The sequence below is a fragment of the Candidatus Methylobacter favarea genome, assembly GCF_902806695.1.
In the GTDB taxonomy this organism is placed as follows: domain Bacteria; phylum Pseudomonadota; class Gammaproteobacteria; order Methylococcales; family Methylomonadaceae; genus Methylobacter_B; species Methylobacter_B favarea.
Map to the genome: position 1 here is coordinate 27,343 of NZ_CADCXN010000042.1, position 21,518 is coordinate 48,860.

Below are 21,518 nucleotides of genomic sequence, written 5' to 3' on the forward strand. Positions count from 1 at the left end.
CATTACGCCTTGCAAGCCGTATTATTGAAGGGTTTACTGATTATAAACCGGCAAACAACGCGTCCAAATGTGGATTGCCATTTACACGCAACACATTTTCCCGATGGTGATTGTCATTCACATCCAGCCGCTTGATATGCGTGCCTTCAACGCGGATTAATTCAATACGGCCAAATTTACTCCAATGTTTAGATGCAAATTTTGCCAATCCAACCGCTTTCGCGGCGTTGTCGTCATAATCTGGATTATGCGGCTCCAGAATGTCGATAATGTATCCTCCTGCTTGCTCGTGGCGGATAACTAAAAAATCGGGAAACATTGCTTGAGTACTTTTCTGATGCTCATAGGGCAGGCAAAACGACCATTGTTTGCGGCTTTCATTGCGTAGCCAGGCGACAACTTCTTGTTTAGCAATTTCCGTTTTTATAACCAATTTTTCCCATTCATTTAGAAAAGACGAGTACTTGCCGTCCTCCGGCAAGTATAAATGCTTGTTCAACTGGATAGCATTAGCCGGTCGATTAACAATGATTTCATCCGGCAACTCCCAATCTATCAGTTCTGGGTCTTTAGCGACCACTTTCAGTTTATTGTATTTCTCCCGTTCTGCGCTGGTAAGCTTGCCGATTTTTGAGTGATTTTGATTCAGCAAATCGTTAAATTGCTGCAAGCTCCGTTTTTCCAATGCTTCCCAAACGGATTGCTGTTGCAGCGCTAAAAACAGCTCCAGTTTAGGCCGCTGCGGTTCGTTGGCATCGTAATATTCCTTCCAATATTCGATATGCAGACCTTCTCCTAACCGTTGCCCCGCGCGTTGAAACAACTGTTCGATATTGGCATCCGATAACGGAATTTTCTCCGCTTCTCCTACTATGCTTGTCCACCTGCCCTGATCCACAGTAACCGGTTGAATGGCGATTTCATGACAACCGCGCAATTTTTCGGCAAAATCACCATCCGTTTGCTGTAACCGCTCAATTTCAGTTTTCAATGTGCCCAAGATCAGCTGCTTGGCTTTTGGTAAAGCATCGGGGTCAAAATTATGGATTGCCGTTAATAACCGCGCCAGCCGCATTAAACGGCGCGTGTCGGAAGTCTTGCGAATGCGCTCGACACGGTAGCTTGGCATGGCTTGCAGCGCGTCGAAACAGGCGGCATGTTCCGTAGAACGATATAAAGTGACTTGTTCGGCACCCTCAACCACATCGGTCGGCGGTACGCTTTCCGGATCGGATTTCAAATTCTCTATAACTTTTTTCAAACCCTCTTGATCGTAATGCGGCAAATATAAGAAAACCGAATTTAAAAATTCCTGATTCTCAATCCGGCGAGCTAACGGCGTGCGCACCATGCGCCCGATCAATTGGGCGATTAAGGTATGATCGATGGCTTTGCGGAACGACATCATCACTTCCGCTCGCGGGCAATCCCAACCGGTGGTTAAACTCATTTTAAACAACACGAATTTAACCTTATCGTCCTCTTGAATCAGTGACGCATCAATTTTACGGATTTTTCGGTCGCCAATGGATAGCGGTTTATCTTCTTGAAAACTATGCGCCAATTCATCATCCTGAATTGTCCCGATTTCCGTTTCTAAAATAGCGATGATTTGGCCCAACGGCGTCTTGCTGATTGTGCTTTCGTTACCGTCTTCAACCTGAATCACCATAATAGGTTTAACGGCGGCAATACCTTGTGACTGGACATAAACGCTCCATTTATCGCACATCTTAAGCCATTGCCTTACGGCGGCGGCCAATAACGACCAGTCCGATGCTTGCTCTTCAAGCGGATGATAAAGCACGATTTTATCTTTCAATAAACCGGAGGCGGTGACGTCTTCCGGGTTGACGGTGACAGAATGCTGAATGCGGGAGTGATAGTGCTGAGCATCCTGCAATAAATCCTGAAAGCGCTTGGGCGTTGCCGAAACGCCAAGAATTAACTGGATAGCGGGCAGTTCGTTATTACCGAAAACAAATTGCTGCACAATCGTTTTTGCCGCATTCGCGTCTGTGGACGATTGGTTCATGCCCCGATGCGCTTCGTCAATAATAAGATAGAACTTATCTTTTAATACATCCTGGGTTTTTTGGATCGTTTCCCAAATAGTGAACTGGCGGTTATCGCCTTTGATTTTGACCAGATTTTTATCTTTCCCCAGCTTTTGCGTATTCAGAAAATAGACTTTGCCGCCATCAAAGATTTCCTGATCAAAATCGCTATCGATCACGACCAAATCCGCCTCGCGCAAACGGCTTGAGCACAAAGCAATCTTACGCCGCGATTGCTCGTTCAATTCCGGTTGATCGGACAACCATAAAAATACTGCATCCGGTTCGGCGAAAATTTCATCTGCACCCTGGAAAATAGTCTCAATCAAAGCGGCAACGATGACCGTTTTACCGGAACCGGTGGGCGAGGATAAAACTATTGCTTGCGGGTTGCCGTCCTTAACCAGATACTTGCTTTGACGAATGCTTTTAATCAGTCTAGTGAGTGTGTCTTCCTGAAATTCCTTCAGCATCAATTTCATGATCGTCCCCGTTGTTTCGTATTGATTTTGAATTGATCGAGATAGTTTTTAAACAATTGCATCACCTGATAGCCGGTATCCAGCTCATCCCGCATTGAGAAAAAACCCTCTTCGGAGTGCGTCACCAAAAACACATGGCTAATATCCGGTCGCGTTTGCAGTTCCTGTTTAAAAGGCAGGAAGCAATGTTCATCAAGCAGAACCGCAAAGGGGCTGCGTTCCGGTATAAAAAACGGCTTACTGTCATCCGCATCAGGACAAGCCCCTTTCGCTCCGGCCATTAGCCATAGAATAGGCACTAACGCTGCAAACCGGCGGCCTAATTGCACTTCATCAGGGTCAAGAAAATCCAGTTTGAAATAAGCCAGATTCGCTTCAAAGCCGGCGCTTAACGGACGTTTTTCCTCTACGCTGACTTTTAACGGCCCAAGCAATTCATTGATTGCCCCTTTCAAGCGTTCGAACAGCGCGTTATTGGCCGTAACCAGATAAAACGTCTCGATATGCGTCATATCGTCCAAGGCTTCCAGATAAGCGTCTGCGCAAGCATCATCGAATAGCACCGATGATGTACACGTTTCGTCCACGAAAAAAGCCGTGTCCTTATTGATCTTGGATTGCGGAATGCCGTCCAGCAAGCCAGCCAGTTCTTTTTTTCGTGCGGTGGTAAGTTGCGCTGTGTCGATAAAGCCGATTTGTTTAAATGTACGGCGTTTGTTTTTGGTTATGGTGCGTCCGGTCAGATAATCCCCGTCCAGCAAAGTACCGTCATCGCGCCTGCCCAAAATCGTGTACTTGCTGCGCGGCCAAGTGACCGATTGGCAAATGCCGTGTTTTTCGTAGTCGGCATCGCCGGGCATTAAGCCTTGTTCCTGCAAGTTTTTCGCCTCTTCCGCCGAAACCTCGTTATTGGTCACCAGAATGCAGCGGCGGTTGCCGTTGTCTGTGGCGTTCATTAGATTAACGGCATTTAGGGTTGTTGCTGAACCAGCAAAGAAATCTACTATTAGTGCGTTGGGTCGATCAAGGACAATTGCCGAAATAGAATCTCTGACCGCATAAAGGGATTTTGGGAATGAAAATCGGCCTGTTTCGCCAAAAATTGCTTTCAGAATATCCGCACCATAAGCACCTGCATCATGAGAACTTCTGTGCCAGACAGTTTTAATTTGCCGTTCTCGTGCTTCAGCGTATTCGACATTAACTATATTTTTAACAGCATCAAACTCGACAATTTGAATGGCTCCAGATTCTATTTGCAGTTGTAGTTTTTTGCTCAGGTAGGAAATACCCCATGTTTTGCGCTTAGCATCAAATCCACCAAGAGAAACATAGCCCTTGGAGATTAACTTGCGCAATGTCACGGGGCCGACACCCCAATTTCCAAACGAGCCGTCAGAACGAATTGGCCAAGCTACGACATAACCATTAATTGACGCATCTATATCTGGTTGTTTATCAAGAGGCAGATATTCACCTACCCCAATAATTGTATGTCGATCTGTATCAATTAGGATTGGAAAAAATAATTTTTCTCTGTCTTGTCGACGCGCATTTGTACCAGACCGTAATAGCCCTTTCCAGCGAGGAATTTTATGGTTTTTTACATTTAAACTGTTCAATGTTAATAAATCATCTCGAAGCCCGGCAACAAAAGCCTTTTCTGAGAAACAGAATAACGCACACTCTTCAACTCGGGAAAATCGTCCTTGAGTTACACCTTTCGGATTAACAACGATAGTGACAATTTGCCTATAGAAATTAGGGAAAGTTTGCTCCAATAACATTCCCAAATGATGAACCTCATGCTCATCAATCGTCACAATAAGAACCCCGGTGTCAGGCTTGAGTAGTCGTTTAGCCAATTTCAACCGCTTTTCCATAAAGGTCAGCCACTTGCTATGCCGCCAGCTATCGTTATTATCGACATAGTTATTGTTATATTTCCAATCCTTGGCGCCGGTGTTGTAGGGCGGATCGATATAAATGCAGTCCACTTGCCCGGCGTACAGGTAATCGAGCAATTGCAGGGCGTGAAAGTTATCCGCTTCGATCAAGGTATGAAAAGGCCGATTGCCGCCGTTTTCAACGGTAGCCATCGGTATTAAGGCAGGATAAATGGTCTCGCCGAAACGCTGAACAACTACCAGTTTATCCAATGGCTGAACGCATTTGCTGCCGTCCGCGTCCCTGCTCAAAACCGCTGAACCATCCTTGATACGCTTGACCCGGAAGGTTTCCAGCAAATCGCGCAAAGCCTTATCTTGTACTTGCTGGATTTTATCTTCAAGGTAAGCCAATTTGTTTCCCGTTTTTCAAAAAAAAACCGGATTTCCCGGCCTGGACATTAATGGGAGGCAGGATTTTCCGGTGCATGATTAATAGTAGGCTATCTCCGTCAATGATTCAAAAAATCAGAAATATTAACCGATTAAAGTTTTCTGCCTGTTGAGACTTTTTCTCCTAAGTTGAACCTGAAGCGGCGACCTGATTGAGTTCGCCAAGGATGGGTAAGAGTAGTCCTGGGTGGGGGGTAATGATTAAGCGCTTTCTGATCCAGGAATGAACGCCTATAGATTTTTGGCTAACCGCCCGTTTTGCGAAGCGGGATAATAGCCGCGCCTTATTTCAGGCTTTCCAGGTAATCGCTCCAGGTTTAAAGCATCTTGGAGCGTTCCGGCAAGTACGCCATTCTGTTAAGCTCCGGGTGAGAAAGTGGTATTTGATAGCGGCATGACAGGATGTCAATGTGCCTTATCTCTGCGGAGATAAAAAAAGCCGCTATCCCTTGTAGAATGCGGCTTTGCGTACTTCTGCGAATGTCTTTGAATGCAGGCATGGTGCCCAGGGGCGGAATCGAACCGTCGACACGAGGATTTTCAGTCCTCTGCTCTACCGACTGAGCTACCTGGGCGGAACTGCAAAAGAGCGCTATTAGACTTGATTATTTGGCTATAGTCAATATTATCTCTAAATTTATTGAGGCGAGTTTAAACCGGAAGGACGGGGTTCATTTCGTAACAGGCCGGTGATGAAACGAAAGATTCTTTTCACGCCTGCCCATATTCTTGGCAACAGCCAGATCATTAACAGAATGAATAATGCCAGAGCCATTAAAAACAGCAGCGGATGATTGATACAGGCCCAAACCCCGCCTACCACGGCTATATCTTCCCCTATTGAGGCTAGCCAGTTGCTAAAAGGTTCGGGAGAGCTATTGATCAATACGCGGGTACCCGCTTTGGTCGCATGCGTCCCGGCAGCCAAACCGCCGCCCAGTATGGCTGCCGCTATTTCTACGGCAGGATCCAAATCTCCGACCGCGCCTGCTGCCAGCATGGCGCCGGCAGGAATACGAATAAACGTGTGGATAGCATCCCAACCGGTATCCACCCCCGGCATTTTATCGGCAAAAAATTCAATCCAATACATGAGTCCAGCCGCGCCCATAACCGCGGGGTTTGCGACAACTTGCAGATCGGCCGGTAAATTAATATTGCCGGTATTGGCAAGATAACCCAGGGTAAACAGCGTGGCATAAAGATTGATGCCGCTGGCCCACGACAATCCCATTGTCAGTGCCAGAGTTGTAGATATTTGATTCAGCGCATCCATAAATCGTCCTCTTTCTGACTTTAAAGTTCAGCGTAGCATATTTTACTGAACTTCCGCTAAACGCCCAATCGTAATTTTTAATCAAATCGCTTGGCGATTTCATGCCCCAGGCCTAAAGCGCCGTTGCTTTCCTCGGGGCTGGAGCAGACTTCGTCCCGAACATGGGCTTCATCCCCAACGATAGATTTTCTTATTGCTTGATCTTAAGCCCAAATTCATTTTTTCGCACATTTATCCTCAGACCATGTAAAATTACTTAACTGTGTTAGATAATAGTAGGATTTTAAAGTGAGTTTTAGAGGAACAACCATACTTTCTGTTCGCAGAGGCGATAAGGTCGTAATCGGCGGAGATGGCCAGGTCACCCTGGGCAATACGATAATGAAAGGCAATGCGCGCAAAGTACGACGCTTGTACCATGACAAGGTCATTGCCGGTTTTGCCGGAGCAACAGCCGATGCTTTCACGCTGTTTGAACATTTTGAAGGCAAACTGGAAAAACACCGCGGCAACCTGACACGCGCCGCAGTCGAGATGGCTAAAGACTGGCGTACCGATCGTACCTTGCGCCGACTGGAAGCATTGTTAACGATTGCTGATGCAAAAACGTCATTGATTATTTCCGGTACCGGTGATGTGATTGAGCCCGAATTTGATTTGATGGCGATAGGTTCGGGCGGTGCTTTCGCGCAAGCGGCAGCACGTGCGTTGCTGGAAAATACTACGCTGAGCGCGCGTGAGATTGTTGAGATGTCCTTGAATATAGCCGCTGATATCTGTATTTATACCAATCATAATATGCGCATAGAAGAACTGGATACAGAACCTGACGAGTAGACGAATGTCACAGATGACCCCCAAAGAAATTGTAAGCGAACTGGATAAACATATTATTGGCCAGGCCAGCGCCAAACGTTCGGTCGCCATTGCCCTGCGCAACCGCTGGCGCCGTCAGCATGTCGACGCGGCTTTACGCGAAGAAATTACGCCGAAAAATATATTAATGATCGGACCCACCGGGGTCGGTAAAACCGAAATTGCGCGCCGGCTTGCGCGCCTGGCAAACGCGCCTTTTATTAAAATAGAGGCCACTAAATTTACCGAAGTCGGCTATGTCGGCCGCGATGTGGATTCGATCATTCGGGACCTCGTCGATACCGCAGTAAAAATGACGCGCATGGCTGAAATGGAGAAGGTTCAGGCCAGGGCTTTCGATGCTGCCGAAGACAGGATTCTTGATATTCTGCTGCCCAGGGCAAGCGGCGGACCGGGTTATGAGGGCGGTGAATCTACGCGTCAAAAAATGCGCAAGAAATTGCGTGAAGGCAATCTCGATGATAAAGAAATAGAAATTGATGTTCATGTGGCTCCGGTGGGCATTGAAATCATGGCTCCTCCGGGCATGGAGGAAATGACCAGTCAGTTGCAGGGCATGTTCCAGAATCTGAGTTCGGGCAAAACCAAGCTGCGCAAGATGACGATCAAAAAAGCCTTGAAGGTTTTGCAGGAGGATGAGGCTTCCAAACTGGTCAATGAGGATGAGATTAAATTACGCGCAGTGGATTCCGTAGAACAGAACGGCATTGTCTTCCTGGATGAAATCGACAAAATTTGCAAACGCTCCGAGCTGGGGGGCGGCGGCGGTGAAGTTTCTCGCGAAGGCGTACAACGCGATCTGTTGCCATTGGTCGAAGGCAGCACCATCAGCACGAAATATGGCGCCATCAAAACCGACCATATCTTGTTTATCGCATCAGGCGCATTCCATGTGACCAAACCATCGGATTTGATTCCCGAACTGCAAGGCCGCTTTCCTATCCGTGTTGAACTGGATGCTCTTACCGCTGAGGATTTCATACGCATCCTTACCGAGCCGCATGCCTCCTTAACCCAGCAGTATGCAGCCTTGTTGGCGACCGAAGGCGTTTCATTATCCTTTACCGCCGACGGTATTCAGCGGATTGCTGAACTGGGCTGGCAAGTGAATGAAAGAACAGAAAATATCGGCGCCAGAAGACTGCATACCGTTCTGGAACGGTTATTGGAAGAGGTATCCTATACCGCGCCCGATCTAATGGAAAAAACTATTGTTATTGATTCGGCTTATGTAGATAAACAATTAACCGAGTTTGTTGAAGATGAAGATCTGAGCCGCTATATATTATAAATCCCATGCGCTTAACTGCAAAGCCTGTCAACGCCAGACCTGTTGAAATCAAGCTGCATCAGGTTTCCAATAGGCTGGAAATCAGTTTTGATGACGGCAGCGTGTTTAAATTGCCGTGTGAATATTTGCGCGTCTATACCCCTTCGGCCGAAGCGCTGGGTCATGGGCCCGGTCAGGAAATCCTTCAGGTCGGCAAAGAAGATGTCACCTTCAAAGCGATCAAACCGATAGGCAATTACGCCATAGCTCCGGTATTTAGCGACGGTCATAACACGGGCATTTATACCTGGGATTTGCTTTACAAACTCGGTGCTGAATATCAGACCTTATGGGCTGACTATCTTGAGAGACTGGCCGCGGCCGGGCATATCCATAAAGAACCGCTGCAAAACTGACAGGCTCTGTAAAATAGTCTGGATTTCAGCTTTGATGCCTCGATGACGTTGATAAACCGGGGATTTCAGGCTATAAACGCAATTAACCCTAAAAAACAGAGGCACACCCATGAGCAATGACGATACTACGCATTTCGGTTTTAAACAGGTAGCCTCTGAAGATAAGGCTCACCTGGTTCGCGGCGTATTTGACTCTGTTGCTGCACAATATGACATCATGAATGATTTGATGTCTTTGGGCATCCACCGCCTCTGGAAACGGATTGCCGTACAATTGAGCAATGTTCGCAAAGGCGAGCAGGTGCTTGATCTGGCGGGGGGAACCGGCGACTTGACTGCACTGTTCGAAAAACGCGTCGGCAAGGAAGGCCAGGTAGTTTTGGTAGATATTAATTCCGAAATGCTGCGTAAAGGGCGGAATCGGCTGATAGACAAAGGTTTGGCCGGCAATATCCGCTACGCCCAAGTCAATGCCGAACGCCTGCCTTTTGAAGATAATTCATTTGATTGTGTCTGCATTGCCTTCGGCTTGCGGAATGTAACCGACAAAGATGCCGCGTTGCGGTCAATGCATAGAGTCCTGAAACCCGGCGGCCGTGTTATCGTGCTTGAATTTTCACACCCGACCAATAAACTGACGGAAAAATTGTACGACTTATATTCATTTACCCTGTTGCCCAAGATTGGCAGGATAGTGGCCAAGGATGAAGACAGCTATCGCTATCTGGCTGAATCCATACGCATGCACCCAAAGCAGAATGAATTGAAAAAAATGATGGCAAATGCAGGTTTTGAACGTTGCGAATATTTCAATATGACGCAAGGCATTGTTGCTGTCCATAGAGGCTATAAAATTTAGCATGATTCTCAAACCATTGCTGATGGGGGCTGTGGAAACAGCACTCAACAAATATCTCAGCCTGGATGAGGATAGCGGTTTTTTCTTAGCGCCTTTAGCCGGGAAAGTTATCGCTGTGACTATTCAACCGTTTGATGAAACCGTTTATCTCTGCCCTACTCCGGAATCCATTCAGTTACTGGATCATATCCCTGATCAACCCGACACTCGCTTAAGCGGTTCGGTTTTTGCGCTTGGCTTAATGGGACTTAGCTCAAAGCCTATGCGTTCGATTTTCTCGGGGGAAGTAAAAATCGAAGGCGATATGACTACAGGCCGGCGCTTTCAGCAACTTTTTGCCAAGCTGGATATTGATCTGGAGGAAAAACTGTCCCGTTATACCGGGGACATTATTGCCCACCAGATTGGTCAATTTTTCCGCGCAGGTCAAAGCTGGGCAAAGGATTCATTTGAAACATTCCGGCTGAATATAACGGAATACCTGCAGGAAGAAACCCGCGATTTACCGGCCGGCCCGGAAATGGATATTTTTTATCGTCAGGTAGATGAACTTCGCACCCGCTTTGACCGCTTGCAAAGCAGAATTGAACGGCTGGAAGTTACTCAAAGCTCAAAACCCAAGGGGCAAGACTAAAAAACCTATTTTCCGCCTCGCGCCTTGCGCCTTTGGCTTTCTTCTACTCTAAAGGTAACCTGTGCTCCGCCCGAAATTATTACTGCGTCTGCTCCATATTAATTGGGTTCTGGTCTTTCATGGAGTGGATGAGATCATCTTAAAAACCCATTTATTTCGCCCGATCCGTTTTTTAGCAGTGTTTTCCCCCTACTATCGGCTCAGGCGTCAATCTGAACCGCGAGGCGTCAGGATCCGGCACGCATTGGAAGAGCTTGGACCCATTTATGTCAAATTCGGTCAGGCTTTATCCACCCGCAAGGATATTCTGCCTGATGACATTGCTGATGAACTGGTAAAACTGCAGGACAGAGTGCCGCCGTTTGCGAGTAATATTGCCCGCCGTATTATTGAAAAAGAACTCGGCATGCCCCTTGCCCAGGCTTTTGCCAAGTTTAATCCTGAACCCATGGCTTCAGCTTCTGTCGCACAAGTCCATAGCGCCGTATTAGCCAACGGCGAAGACGTTGTTGTTAAAGTGCTGCGTCCGGATATTGAAGACCGCATTCACTCCGATATAGGGCTGCTTTATGAACTGGCGCGTTTTGCCGAACGATTCTGGGCTGATGCGCGAAGATTACATCCCATCGAAGTCGTTGCGGAATTTGAAAGAACCACCCTGGATGAACTCGATCTACTCAGAGAGGCGGCTAATGCCAGCAAACTGCGCCGTAATTTCGCCAATTCCACGCTTATCTACATACCTGAAATACACTGGCCATTAACGCGGCAAAAAGTGCTGGTAATGGAGAGAATTTACGGCATACCGGTAGGTGAAATCAGGCAGCTCAGGGCCGGCGGCGCTGATTTTAAATTACTGGCCGAACGCGGCGTGGAAATTTTTTTTACGCAGGTGTTCAGGGATAACTTCTTTCATGCAGACATGCATCCCGGCAATATTTTCGTCGAGTTGCCCGCCAAATATATAGCGGTTGACTTCGGCATCGTCGGCTCCCTGTCATTGTCCGACCAGCATTATCTTGCCGAAAATTTTCTGGCTTTTTTCAATCGTGATTATCGCAAAGTTGCAGAAATGCATGTTGAATCCGGCTGGATCTCTGCGTCTACGCGAATAGAAGAGTTTGAATCCGCGATACGCAGCGTTTGCGAACCCATCTTTGAAAAACCGCTCAAGGATATTTCCTTCGGCCAATTGCTGCTGCGTTTATTCCAGACTGCGCGCCGTTTTGATATGCATGTTCAACCGCAACTGGTATTGCTGCAAAAAACCCTGCTAAATATTGAAGGCCTGGGCCGTCAGCTCTACCCTGAGCTGGACTTATGGCAAACTGCCAAACCTTTTCTCGAAAAGTGGTTTCAGGAGCGTATGGGCCCTAAAGCCAAATTTAAAAAAATACTGAAGCAGTTCCCTGAGTTTGCCGAACAATTCCCGGAAATCCCGGCATTGCTCTATAAAGCCTTGGATAACGCCGCCTATGCAAAACAGCATGCAGAAACGCAACACCGGGAACTGTCCCTGTTGCGCGAGCAACTGGCCAGCAACCACCGCGCAGCCGTATGGGCTATGCTCATCAGCGCAGCGCTGATCAGTGCAGCGATTTTATTTCAATAACACAGGTAATCTCTGTATCTGTGCGTTAAAATTCAGGGCAAAGACAGGCAAGACCAGTCCATACCCAACTTTTATAATAACTTTTACAGATTATTCAATTACTTATTACCAAAGGAGAATAAAATATGTCAATCAAGCGCATGGCCGATCTGGATTTATCAGGCAAACGGGTATTAATTCGTCAGGATTTGAATGTTCCGGTAAAAAACGGCAAGGTTACCAGTGATATCCGCATCCAGGCCAGTGTCCCCACTATTGAACAAGCCTTGGCCGCAGGCGCCGCAGTGATTCTGTTATCGCATCTGGGCCGCCCTGTGGAAGGTCAGTATGATGAAGAAGCCTCGCTGAAACCGGTTGCCGAACGCTTGTCCGCTTTACTCCGCAGACCGGTCAGGTTGGAAAAAAACTGGCTGGACGGCATTTCTATCAAGCCCGGTGAAATCGTGCTTTGCGAAAATGTGCGTTTTAACAAGGGCGAGGAAAAAAACAGCGATGAGCTGGGCAAGAAAATGGCGGCTCTTTGCGATATATTCGTCATGGACGCGTTTGGAACTGCCCATAGAGCCCAGGCATCAACGCATAGTGTGGCGAAATTTGCTCCGGTTATCTGCGCCGGGCCTTTATTAGCCCGTGAGCTGGATGCCTTGGGCAAAGCCCTGGAAACGCCGGCTAAACCCTTAATTGCCATAGTCGGCGGGTCCAAGGTCTCCACCAAACTGACCGTGCTGAAATCATTGTCGGCAAAAGTGGATCAACTCATCGTCGGCGGTGGAATTGCCAATACTTTTATTGCGGCGGCAGGATTTTCGGTCGGCAAGTCGCTTTATGAACCGGATCTTATAGAAGAAACTAGGCAATTAATTGAAGCGGCCAAACGGAATGGCTCTGATATCCCGATTCCGGTTGATGTAGTATGTGCAAAAGAATTTTCAGAAAACGCAGCCGCAACCGTCAAGCAAGTAGCCGATGTTGAAGCGGATGATTTAATTATGGATATAGGCCCTGATACGGCCAGACACTATGCCGAAATCTTAAAATCGGCCGGCACTATTGTCTGGAATGGACCAGTCGGCGTATTTGAAATAGACCAATTCGGCAACGGCACCCAATCCCTGGCGCAAGCCATTGCTGAAAGCCCTGCATTTTCGATTGCCGGCGGCGGCGATACCTTGGCGGCTATTGACAAATACGGCATCAACGATAAAGTATCTTATACATCCACAGGCGGCGGCGCATTTCTTGAGTTTCTTGAGGGCAAGGAGCTGCCTGCCGTGGCGATACTGAAATCAAGGAGCTAGAGGTTTAAACCAGTCATGGCTTTATATTAATTAAAAAGCCTCAATGCAACATATTTTAACGAGCCTGGTCAAACAGGCGCACTATTTACCTTACGGGATTAAAAAATGGCCAGAGTCACTATCGAAGATTGCTTGGAACATGTAGAGAACCGCTTTAAACTGGTTTTATTAGCCGGTGCAAGAGCGCGTCAGCTAAGCCACGGCGCTACCGAGTTTGTCACCCGCGGCAAGGATAAAGATACGGTTGTCGCTTTGCGCGAAATTGCCGCCGGTCATGTTACGGCCGACAATATTAACCTTCTGCATCAGGCAGGCGAGACTCATGAACCCAATTCCCTGTTCTGATCGCTAACGCCTATGTGGAAAATAGCTGACACTCTCGAGCTGGAACTCCCTCAGGATAAACTGATTCGGCGTTTGTGCACGACTTTGTCCGGCTATCTTGATCAAAGCCAGATCGATGCTTGTATCCATGCTTACGAATTTGGCGCTGCTGCTCATTCCGGTCAGTTTCGTAAAAGCGGCGAAGCCTATATTTGCCATCCTGTTTCGGTTGCTATCAGCCTTGCTGAAATGCGTATGGATGTTAACGGCATCATGGCCGCCATTCTCCATGATGTCATTGAAGATACGCCGGTCACCAAAAAAGAACTGGCTACGCAGTTCAGTGAGGAAGTTGCCGAACTGGTTGACGGCGTTACCAAACTAACGCAGATCGACAGCAAATCAAAATCCCATGCAGAAACCCAGGCGGAGAATGTCCGTAAAATGTTTCTGGCTATGGCCAAGGATTTACGGGTCATTATGGTCAAACTGGCGGATCGGCTGCATAACATGCAGACTTTGGGAGCCATGCCGCCAGAAGCGAAACGCCGCATTGCCCGCGAGACGCTGGATATTTACGCCCCGATAGCCAATCGGCTTGGCATGAGCAACATCCGACATAAACTTGAAGCTTTAAGTTTTGAGGTAATGTATCCACGCCGTCATGCTGTGTTAAAAAATGCCGTAAAAAAAGCGCGGGGCAATCGCCGCAAAATTGTTGACACTATCGAAAGTTCCATAAAAACCCGGGTAGAACAAGCCGGTTTGCCTAGTGAAGTTGTCGGGCGTGAAAAAGATATTTACAGCATTTACAAGAAAATGCTGAATAAAAAGATTTCCCTGGAGGATGTGTTCGATGTCTATGCGTTCAGGATTTTTTGCGACAATGTCGATAGCTGTTATCGTATATTAGGCATCGTGCATAACCTGTACAAGCCTATTCCAGGCCGTTTCAAGGATTATATCGCCCTGCCTAAAGCCAATGGCTATCAATCGCTGCATACTATTTTGATGGGGCCATACGGCGTCCCTATTGAAATACAGATCAGAACGCATGAAATGCATCGCATGGCGGAGTCGGGCATCGCCGCGCACTGGCTGTATAAATCCGAAGATGATAAAAGTGAAAAGTTTCAGGCGCGCGCCAATGAGTGGCTGAGGGATTTACTGGAAATCCAGAAGTCCGCCGGTGATTCACTGGAGTTTATTGATAACTTGAAGGTGGATCTGTTTCCGCAGGAAGTTTTTGTCTTCACCCCGAAAGGCGGCATTATTAAAATCCCGCGCGGCGGAACCGTTATTGATTTTGCCTATGCCGTGCATACCGATATCGGTAATGCCTGCGTTTCGGCGCGAATTGACAAACAGCTGGTGCCGCTGCAAACCAAACTGGAAAACGGCGTGACTGTGGAAGTTATTACCGCATCGTGGGCGCGGCCCAATCCACTTTGGCTTAATTATGTAGTGACCGCCAAAGCCCGATCCAGCATTCGTAACTACCTCAAGCATTTTAAACAGAAGGAAGCCATCAGTTTAGGCCGCCGTCTGCTGGAAAAAGAACTGCAAGCCATGCAGCTGCATCTGGAAAATATTGACGACGAAAGGATACAGGCCGTGCTTAAAGTGACTTCCATGCATTCGCTCGATGAATTGCTGGAAGATATCGGGCTGGGCAATAAAATGCCGTTTCTGATTGCAAAACGCCTTACTCAGGATAATGTCAATGGCGCCATTAAACTGGATGATAATCTCCAAGCCCAAAAAAGCCCGCTGATCATCAAAGGCACCGAAGGCATGGTTATTAATCTTGCGAAGTGTTGCCGGCCGATTCCAGGCGATCCGATCATTGGTTTTTTCAACCCCGGCAAAGGGATTGTCGTCCATCATTATGAATGCCGCAACAGCACTGAAGTCAGAAAAAAGCCGACCAATTGGCTGGATGTTGAATGGAGTCAGGATGCAGTCGGCGATTTTCCGGCTGATCTTCGCCTAGAAATACTTAATCGGCGCGGCTCTCTGGCCACCATAGCATCAACTATTTCGGAACTGGATTCAAATATTGAAAATGTCACTGTCGTGGATCAGGATGAGCGCGTCAGCATTGATCAAATCACCTTGACGGTTAGAGACCGGGTACATTTAGCCCAGATTATGCGGCGCCTCAAGGAATTATCGGTTGTTTTAAAGATTACCCGCACCAAGGCCTAGACTGCTTTTATCTCCCTTAATGGAAAAAATATATTCAGGAGCAAAAATGACAAAAACAATTATCCGTACAGCTCAGGCGCCGCAAGCTATTGGAACCTATTCACAAGCGGTTAAAGTCGGACAAACTGTTTATCTTTCAGGTCAAATTCCGCTGGTTCCGGAATCCATGATGCTGGTTGAAGGCGATATCTCAGCGCAAATCACCCAGGTATTCAATAACCTGAAGGCTGTAGCTATGGCGGCCGGCGGCGATCTTTCCGATATTGTTAAATTAACTGTTTTTCTAACCGATCTGGCACATTTTCCTATAGTCAATGAAATCATGCGCAACTATTTTCATGAGCCCTACCCTGCACGTGCAGCCATTGGCGTTGCCGCCTTGCCTAAAGCCGCCGAGGTGGAAATGGATGCGATTATGTACCTGAAACCGCAGGATTATTCCCTTTAATCCCCCATTCGGAAATACCAGAGCAATCCTGCCCAGACTAATCATTCCCGTTAATGAAAAATCCGGATTATCTTAATCAATCGGTAGATTCATTGGCAGGAGTTGGCGCGCAAACTGCCCGTCGCCTTGAAAAGCTCGGTATCCGCATTATTCAGGATCTCATTTTTCACCTGCCTCACCGTTATGAAGACCGAACCCGCATCTATCCCATTGGCTCTTTAGCGGCGGGAATGACGGTTCTCATCTGCGGTAAAGTGGAGTTCACCGATATTTTAAGCAGAGGCCGCAAAAGCCTGATATGCAGAGTGAGCGATGGCACCGGTTTTATCTCGATAAAATTCTTTCACTTCGCCGGCGCCCAGCACACTCTGCTAAAACCCGGCACGATGATCAGTTGTTTTAGTGAAGTTCGCCAGGGTTTTGCCGGCCTGGAAATGGTTCATCCGGACTACGCTATTCTCTCAAAGCCGGATTCCTGCATTACCGAAACATGCCTGACTCCTGTTTATCCTCTGACTGAAGGTGTGAAACAAGCTACTTTAAGGAAGGCGATAAAACAGGCGTTAAGGCTTTGCAGTGAAGAAAATCAGCTTTTAGCAGACTGGATTCCCGAAGCAGTTCTAAAGCAGTATCGCTATCCTTCATTATCCGAGGCCTTGCAGACCTTGCATGCGCCGGATGAATCAGTTTCAATCGAGGCATTACAAAACGGCAGCGTACCCGCTCTGAAAAGGCTCGCATTTGAAGAGCTTCTCGCCCATCATCTGAGTCTTCGGAAAACCAGGAATAAAATCAGGGTCTGGCAGGCACCCGAATTTATCAGCGATAAAACCGCAACCGATCATTTCATTCGCTCCCTGCGTTTTAGGTTGACCGACGCTCAGCAGCGCGTAATGGCGGAAATTGAAGCAGACTGCCGCCGGCCGCAGCCGATGATGAGGCTGATTCAGGGCGATGTCGGCTCAGGCAAAACGGTGGTCTCTGCCTACGCAGCCTTACTGGCTTTAACAGCCGGTTATCAGGTTGCTGTCATGGCGCCAACGGAATTACTGGCGGAACAGCATTTTCGCAATTTCAGCGCATGGTTTGAGAATTTTCAGACCCATGTTGGTTTTCTGACCGGACAGCTTAAAAGCAGTCAGCGAAAAGACGTGCTGGAGTCGCTCGCAGACGGCTCGACAGGCATTGTTATCGGCACCCATGCCTTATTTCAGGAAAGCGTTAATTTTCACCGCCTCGGTTTAATCATCATCGATGAACAGCACCGGTTCGGAGTTCATCAACGTCTAGCGCTCAGAGAAAAAGGCCAGCAGGACAATATCAGACCGCATCAACTCGTCATGACTGCCACCCCGATTCCGCGCACTCTGGCAATGCTGCAATATTCCGATCTGGATATTTCCATTATTGATGAACTGCCGCCCGGCAGGAAACCGGTCGTAACCAGCATTATTCCTTCTGAACGGCGAGCCGATGTGGTCCAAAGAATTAACAGTTGGGTAGATAAAAAACGGCAAGCCTATTGGGTCTGCACGCTGATTGAAGAATCGGAAGCGCTGCAGTGCGAAGCCGCGGAAAAAACCGCGCAACTTCTGACTGAAACCCTGCCTGCCGTGCGGGTGTCGCTGATTCATGGCCGTATGAAAGCTGTTGAAAAGGAAGCGATCATGCGGGCATTCAAGAATCACCAGATTGATTTACTGGTCGCCACTACCGTTATCGAAGTCGGCGTCGATGTGCCCAATGCCGGTTTAATGATTATAGAAAATCCCGAACGGCTCGGTCTTTCCCAACTCCACCAGCTGCGCGGACGGGTCGGCCGCGGCGAAGGCGACAGCTACTGTTTGCTGATGTATCAATCACCTTTATCAGACACCGCCCGCCATAGGCTGGGAATACTGAGGGATAGCAATGACGGCTTCGTCATCGCCGAAAAAGATCTGCAATTGCGCGGTCCCGGCGAAGTGATGGGTACCCGGCAAACCGGGCAAATGCATTTTAAAATCGCTGATTTAGCCAGGGATTCTGATTTACTGAATGATATTCAGCAGACCGGCGACAGATTTTTCAAGGACTCGCCACACGCCATACAGCCTTTGTGTGATCGCTGGCTGGGCACATCGACGGAATATTCAGAGGTTTAGTCCGGGTTTGGCTATTAAAAGCTTTTTATTCAGCCGGGAGCCGCTGTGGATTGAAAACCGCCAGGGTATTCGCCGCACCCTCCCCGAAGCTGTCCAATCATGGACTTACGAGCCTGGCTCACTGACCCGGCGGCTTCGCAGCTATTACGGCAATTCCATTGCCGTCAAAATTCTATTTCATCAATGGCATATGCCATTTTTAAGTGAGCGCAGGCTGCTCAAATTAGCTGAAAACAAATACAGCCTGACCCGTGAGGTTTTACTTCATGCTGACGGCAAGCCGCTGATTATGGCCAGAACCATCATTCCGGAGAAGACCATAAAAGTTGCCCGCAGTAATTTGTCTCATCTGGGCAACCGGCCCTTGGGAGAGGTGATCTTCTCTGACCCCGCACTGGAACGCATGGAAATGGATGTCACCTTGATTCATCAATCCACATGGACTCAGGCGGCAAGGAATGAAGCCAAACTCGAACAGCCGGTATGGGGCAGAAGAACTGTTTACGCCATCAGGCACAGGCAAATGCTCGTGAGTGAATTCTTTCTTCCGGAACTTCTGAAAATTATCTAGGCTGCAAATTCACACGCAGCGGACAAATCAATCTTACCTAAAGCGGAACTTTAATAGCGCTGGGATGGCGAATTAACATCGAATATCGCCCTCTGTTCCTGTTCAGCCAGCCGCGCACCTCGATATATTTCCCGAGATAGCCATTTATGTCCGGAAACAATGACAACCATTTGCGCTCAATACGCGCTTCAAATTGCCGGGAAAATTCAAGATAAACAAACTTTCGGCTACTGCGAATATTAACAACTTTCCCCGCCAGACGAGTCCAGCCGGCATGGTCCTCGGCATTAAGGCGGTTCACAGGTATAACAGCGTATTCCGGCCGCCGCCAAATACCGAGCCTGGCTTTTTCCGCCAGACTCTGGGCTTTGACCAGCTCATCTGCATAAAATAGATTAGGCGGGTAAATGCTGACTTCCGCCAGGCCGGCGGCAACCAGGGACAAGTTAATATGTTCTTTTTTTTCAGTAAACAAATGGGCTAAGGTTCTGCCGTATTTATCCTTTTTTTCGGCATCGGTCAGCAGCCTTATTTTGCTATTCTGAAGTTTATTAATTAACCAGCGCCTGGCGTCTTCGCCGCCCGCATCCGCCATCTTGTCGCGGTGTTGAACTTCCGGCGTATTAATGCCGAGCAATCTGATTTTACGGCCATCCTCCAGCACGACCGTATCGCCATCGTAAACCGTTTTAACCCGGTAAAAGCCATAGCCGGGCTTGATATCGACCAGTTTGGCCTGCGGATAAGAGCGGTCGGAGAAGTGCGTACCACCGCTTTTATCTTGCCATTCATAGATTTGCGCGCTTGTCCACGACGGCAGCCATAACAATAATAACAATAATAACTTCATGAAGTTATCTAGTTTCAAAAATAATGAGCCTTCTATTAAAAGGCTCAGAAAGTGAGTAGGATGGGTTTTCGCCCGATAAAATAAATTTTCAACCAACTATGATACCTTATAGTTATTCACATAAATGTTTACTTACATTAGCCTGAAAATATGACAGATATTATTACTCTAGTAGCAGCACTTATCGGTGGCGGTTACACCCTCTACATTTACACTCAGAATAGCAAATATCAAAGGGCACAAGTCCTCTTTTTATTATTTGAGAAGTTTTTCTACAAAGCTAAATATGCTGAGATACGCCAGTTGCTGGATTATGGTAATGAAGATAAGATTCGTCAATTTCAAGTGGTACTAGCAAATCATTCGGATGAATTACTTGAAGAAAAATTTGTCGATTATCTGAATTTTTTTGAGTTCAGCGCAAGCCTCGTGCAACTGAAACAGCTTGAGATAAATGAAGTTCAATCAATGTTCGAATAGTATATACGGGGTTTGGGTAAGCATGACTTCATTGTAAAATACTTGGAAGAGCAAAATTTTAAGGGCTTAATCAAACTCGTCAGAAAGTTTCGAAAATTAAATCAAGAGTCATGAATTACGAGTATATATTTGTTTATGGAACACTCAGACGCGGCACAAATAGCGAAATGCATCACCTCTTGGCAAAGCATGCCGAATTTGTGGATGAGGCCACTTATCGCGGCAAGCTCTATAAAGTTAACGATTATCCAGGCGTGGTTCCTTCTAATGATCCTAATGCTATAGTGCACGGTGAAGTCTATCTACTTCACCATGCAGATATTGTGCTCCTGCGTCTGGACCAGTATGAAGAATACGGACCGGAATTCTCTCAACCCAACGAATACATACGTGAAAAACAAGAAGTATTTCTCAGGAGCGGGAGTGGCATTACTGCATGGGTCTACCTCTATAATCGCCCACTGAAGGCCTTGAGCTGATTGAGCCTGCAGTTTCTTAAATTTCCAGAGCTGAGACCTGCTTGAGTTGTGACGCGCCGGCCTTCATTCTTTTCATTCAAATAGTAACTGCGCCAGTTAAGGAAGTAGCAGCGCTTCCATGAATTGAAAACAACAAAATTAATCGACTCCGCGAAACCTCATGATCACCATTATCCAAAGAGTAGCCACCGCCAAAGTCACGATTGACAACCAGGATACCGGCAAAATCGATACCGGCATTATGGCGCTGGTGGCGGTTGAAAAAAATGATACGCAAAAAGATGCCGAGCGCTTGCTTGAGCGCATCCTCAACTACCGGATATTTGCAGATGACAATGACCGCATGAACCTGAGTTTAAGAGATATCAACGGAGGCCTGTTACTGGTTCCACAATTTACGCTTGCAGCAGATACGCAAAAAGGCAATCGCCCGGGTTTTAGCTCGGCCGCAGCGCCGGAAAAAGGCCGGCAACTGTTCGAATATCTTGAGCATAAGGCAAAAACAACTTATCCCAAGGTGGAGTTCGGCCGGTTTGGAGCCGATATGCAGATTTCCCTGGTTAATGACGGCCCGGTTACCTTTATGCTGAAAACCTGACCTTATAAGCTACCCCTGTTCTCTCTTGGCTATTTAAATAATGCACCTATATCTGCAGCAGCATTACTACCCATTACTGGAATTGTTGTTATCGTAAGGCTGTGCTTTCACATTATCAGGAATTTTCGGCTTTTTTGCCGTGCGCAGGAGAATCAAGGCATTACCCAGAACAAACATGCAGGCGATTATAAATAACACTATCCACATTTAAATTTTGCTTTTTTGGCCTGAACAAGAAGCTTGCTATAGAATATGTCATACAGACCATTAACCCGCCCAAACATTCATTTTCGGGTC

Annotated in this window: 20 protein-coding genes and 1 tRNA gene; 15 read left to right on the forward strand and 6 right to left on the reverse strand. The window is 47.4% G+C overall.

What is annotated here, in order from left to right; genetic code table 11:
* Positions 1 to 40: 40 nt before the first annotated feature.
* The 4 genes from HUX64_RS03605 to HUX64_RS03620 form a co-directional block, all read right to left on the reverse strand.
* Complete coding sequence (locus HUX64_RS03605; RefSeq protein WP_174624872.1) at positions 41 to 2,539, reverse strand: DEAD/DEAH box helicase; 2,499 nt, start codon at positions 2,537 to 2,539, stop codon at positions 41 to 43.
* Positions 2,536 to 4,839, reverse strand: a complete 2,304-nt coding sequence (locus HUX64_RS03610; protein WP_174624873.1) for a site-specific DNA-methyltransferase — start codon at positions 4,837 to 4,839, stop codon at positions 2,536 to 2,538. The genes HUX64_RS03605 and HUX64_RS03610 overlap by 4 nt, the downstream gene beginning before the upstream one ends.
* Positions 4,840 to 5,377: 538 nt before the next feature.
* Positions 5,378 to 5,453, reverse strand: a tRNA-Phe gene (locus HUX64_RS03615).
* Positions 5,454 to 5,515: 62 nt separating this feature from the next.
* The gene (locus tag HUX64_RS03620; RefSeq protein ID WP_174624874.1) at positions 5,516 to 6,154 is read right to left on the reverse strand and encodes a DUF4126 domain-containing protein; all 639 of its coding nucleotides are present in this window, start codon (positions 6,152 to 6,154) and stop codon (positions 5,516 to 5,518) included.
* A 288-nt stretch (positions 6,155 to 6,442) separates the two neighbouring features.
* Here HUX64_RS03620 and hslV point away from each other — a divergent pair, with 288 nt between their 5' ends.
* The 12 genes from hslV (at position 6,443) to HUX64_RS03680 (ending at position 18,814) form a co-directional block, all read left to right on the forward strand.
* Positions 6,443 to 6,991, forward strand: a complete 549-nt coding sequence (gene hslV, locus HUX64_RS03625) for an ATP-dependent protease subunit HslV (protein ID WP_174624875.1) — start codon at positions 6,443 to 6,445, stop codon at positions 6,989 to 6,991.
* Between the two features lie 4 nt (positions 6,992 to 6,995).
* Positions 6,996 to 8,321 (forward strand): ATP-dependent protease ATPase subunit HslU, encoded by a 1,326-nt coding sequence (gene hslU, locus HUX64_RS03630; protein ID WP_174624876.1) that lies wholly within the window; start codon positions 6,996 to 6,998, stop codon positions 8,319 to 8,321.
* 5 nt (positions 8,322 to 8,326) lie between these two features.
* On the forward strand, positions 8,327 to 8,716 hold the full coding sequence (locus HUX64_RS03635; protein ID WP_174624877.1) for a gamma-butyrobetaine hydroxylase family protein: 390 nt from the start codon (positions 8,327 to 8,329) through the stop codon (positions 8,714 to 8,716).
* Positions 8,717 to 8,825: 109 nt separating this feature from the next.
* Positions 8,826 to 9,575 carry a bifunctional demethylmenaquinone methyltransferase/2-methoxy-6-polyprenyl-1,4-benzoquinol methylase UbiE gene (gene ubiE / locus HUX64_RS03640; protein ID WP_174624878.1) on the forward strand — a complete coding sequence of 250 codons (750 nt, stop codon included), beginning with the start codon at positions 8,826 to 8,828 and terminating at the stop codon, positions 9,573 to 9,575.
* Position 9,576: 1 nt separating this feature from the next.
* Entirely contained in the window at positions 9,577 to 10,209 is a 633-nt protein-coding gene (locus HUX64_RS03645; RefSeq protein WP_174624879.1) for a ubiquinone biosynthesis accessory factor UbiJ, read from the forward strand.
* 61 nt (positions 10,210 to 10,270) lie between these two features.
* Positions 10,271 to 11,821, forward strand: coding sequence for a ubiquinone biosynthesis regulatory protein kinase UbiB (gene ubiB, locus HUX64_RS03650; protein WP_174624880.1), 1,551 nt, complete (start codon positions 10,271 to 10,273; stop codon positions 11,819 to 11,821).
* A gap of 125 nt (positions 11,822 to 11,946) precedes the next feature.
* Positions 11,947 to 13,119, forward strand: coding sequence for a phosphoglycerate kinase (locus tag HUX64_RS03655; RefSeq protein WP_174624881.1), 1,173 nt, complete (start codon positions 11,947 to 11,949; stop codon positions 13,117 to 13,119).
* A 105-nt stretch (positions 13,120 to 13,224) separates the two neighbouring features.
* Positions 13,225 to 13,464: a DNA-directed RNA polymerase subunit omega gene (gene rpoZ, locus HUX64_RS03660; RefSeq protein ID WP_174624882.1), complete on the forward strand. Its 240-nt coding sequence runs from the start codon at positions 13,225 to 13,227 to the stop codon at positions 13,462 to 13,464.
* Positions 13,465 to 13,476: 12 nt separating this feature from the next.
* Positions 13,477 to 15,651 carry a RelA/SpoT family protein gene (locus HUX64_RS03665; RefSeq protein ID WP_174624883.1) on the forward strand — a complete coding sequence of 725 codons (2,175 nt, stop codon included), beginning with the start codon at positions 13,477 to 13,479 and terminating at the stop codon, positions 15,649 to 15,651.
* Positions 15,652 to 15,697: 46 nt separating this feature from the next.
* Positions 15,698 to 16,099 (forward strand): RidA family protein, encoded by a 402-nt coding sequence (locus tag HUX64_RS03670; protein WP_174624884.1) that lies wholly within the window; start codon positions 15,698 to 15,700, stop codon positions 16,097 to 16,099.
* A 53-nt stretch (positions 16,100 to 16,152) separates the two neighbouring features.
* Positions 16,153 to 18,243, forward strand: coding sequence for an ATP-dependent DNA helicase RecG (gene recG / locus HUX64_RS03675; protein ID WP_174624885.1), 2,091 nt, complete (start codon positions 16,153 to 16,155; stop codon positions 18,241 to 18,243).
* A gap of 7 nt (positions 18,244 to 18,250) precedes the next feature.
* Positions 18,251 to 18,814 (forward strand): chorismate--pyruvate lyase family protein, encoded by a 564-nt coding sequence (locus HUX64_RS03680; protein ID WP_174624886.1) that lies wholly within the window; start codon positions 18,251 to 18,253, stop codon positions 18,812 to 18,814.
* A 37-nt stretch (positions 18,815 to 18,851) separates the two neighbouring features.
* Here the strand turns inward: HUX64_RS03680 and HUX64_RS03685 are convergent, their stop codons facing one another.
* Complete coding sequence (locus tag HUX64_RS03685) at positions 18,852 to 19,664, reverse strand: thermonuclease family protein (RefSeq protein ID WP_174624905.1); 813 nt, start codon at positions 19,662 to 19,664, stop codon at positions 18,852 to 18,854.
* 150 nt (positions 19,665 to 19,814) lie between these two features.
* Between HUX64_RS03685 and HUX64_RS03690 the strand changes: the two genes are divergently transcribed.
* From HUX64_RS03690 to dtd, 3 genes are all read left to right on the forward strand, one after another.
* Complete coding sequence (locus tag HUX64_RS03690; protein ID WP_174624887.1) at positions 19,815 to 20,144, forward strand: DUF4760 domain-containing protein; 330 nt, start codon at positions 19,815 to 19,817, stop codon at positions 20,142 to 20,144.
* Positions 20,145 to 20,254: 110 nt separating this feature from the next.
* A complete protein-coding gene (locus HUX64_RS03695; RefSeq protein ID WP_174624888.1) occupies positions 20,255 to 20,623 on the forward strand; it encodes a gamma-glutamylcyclotransferase family protein in 369 nt (122 codons plus the stop codon).
* Between the two features lie 160 nt (positions 20,624 to 20,783).
* Positions 20,784 to 21,221, forward strand: coding sequence for a D-aminoacyl-tRNA deacylase (gene dtd / locus HUX64_RS03700; RefSeq protein WP_174624889.1), 438 nt, complete (start codon positions 20,784 to 20,786; stop codon positions 21,219 to 21,221).
* A gap of 66 nt (positions 21,222 to 21,287) precedes the next feature.
* On the opposite strand, the gene HUX64_RS03705 is transcribed toward dtd, so the two are convergent.
* Positions 21,288 to 21,428, reverse strand: a complete 141-nt coding sequence (locus tag HUX64_RS03705) for a hypothetical protein (RefSeq protein WP_174624890.1) — start codon at positions 21,426 to 21,428, stop codon at positions 21,288 to 21,290.
* Between the last annotated feature and the right edge of the window lie 90 nt (positions 21,429 to 21,518).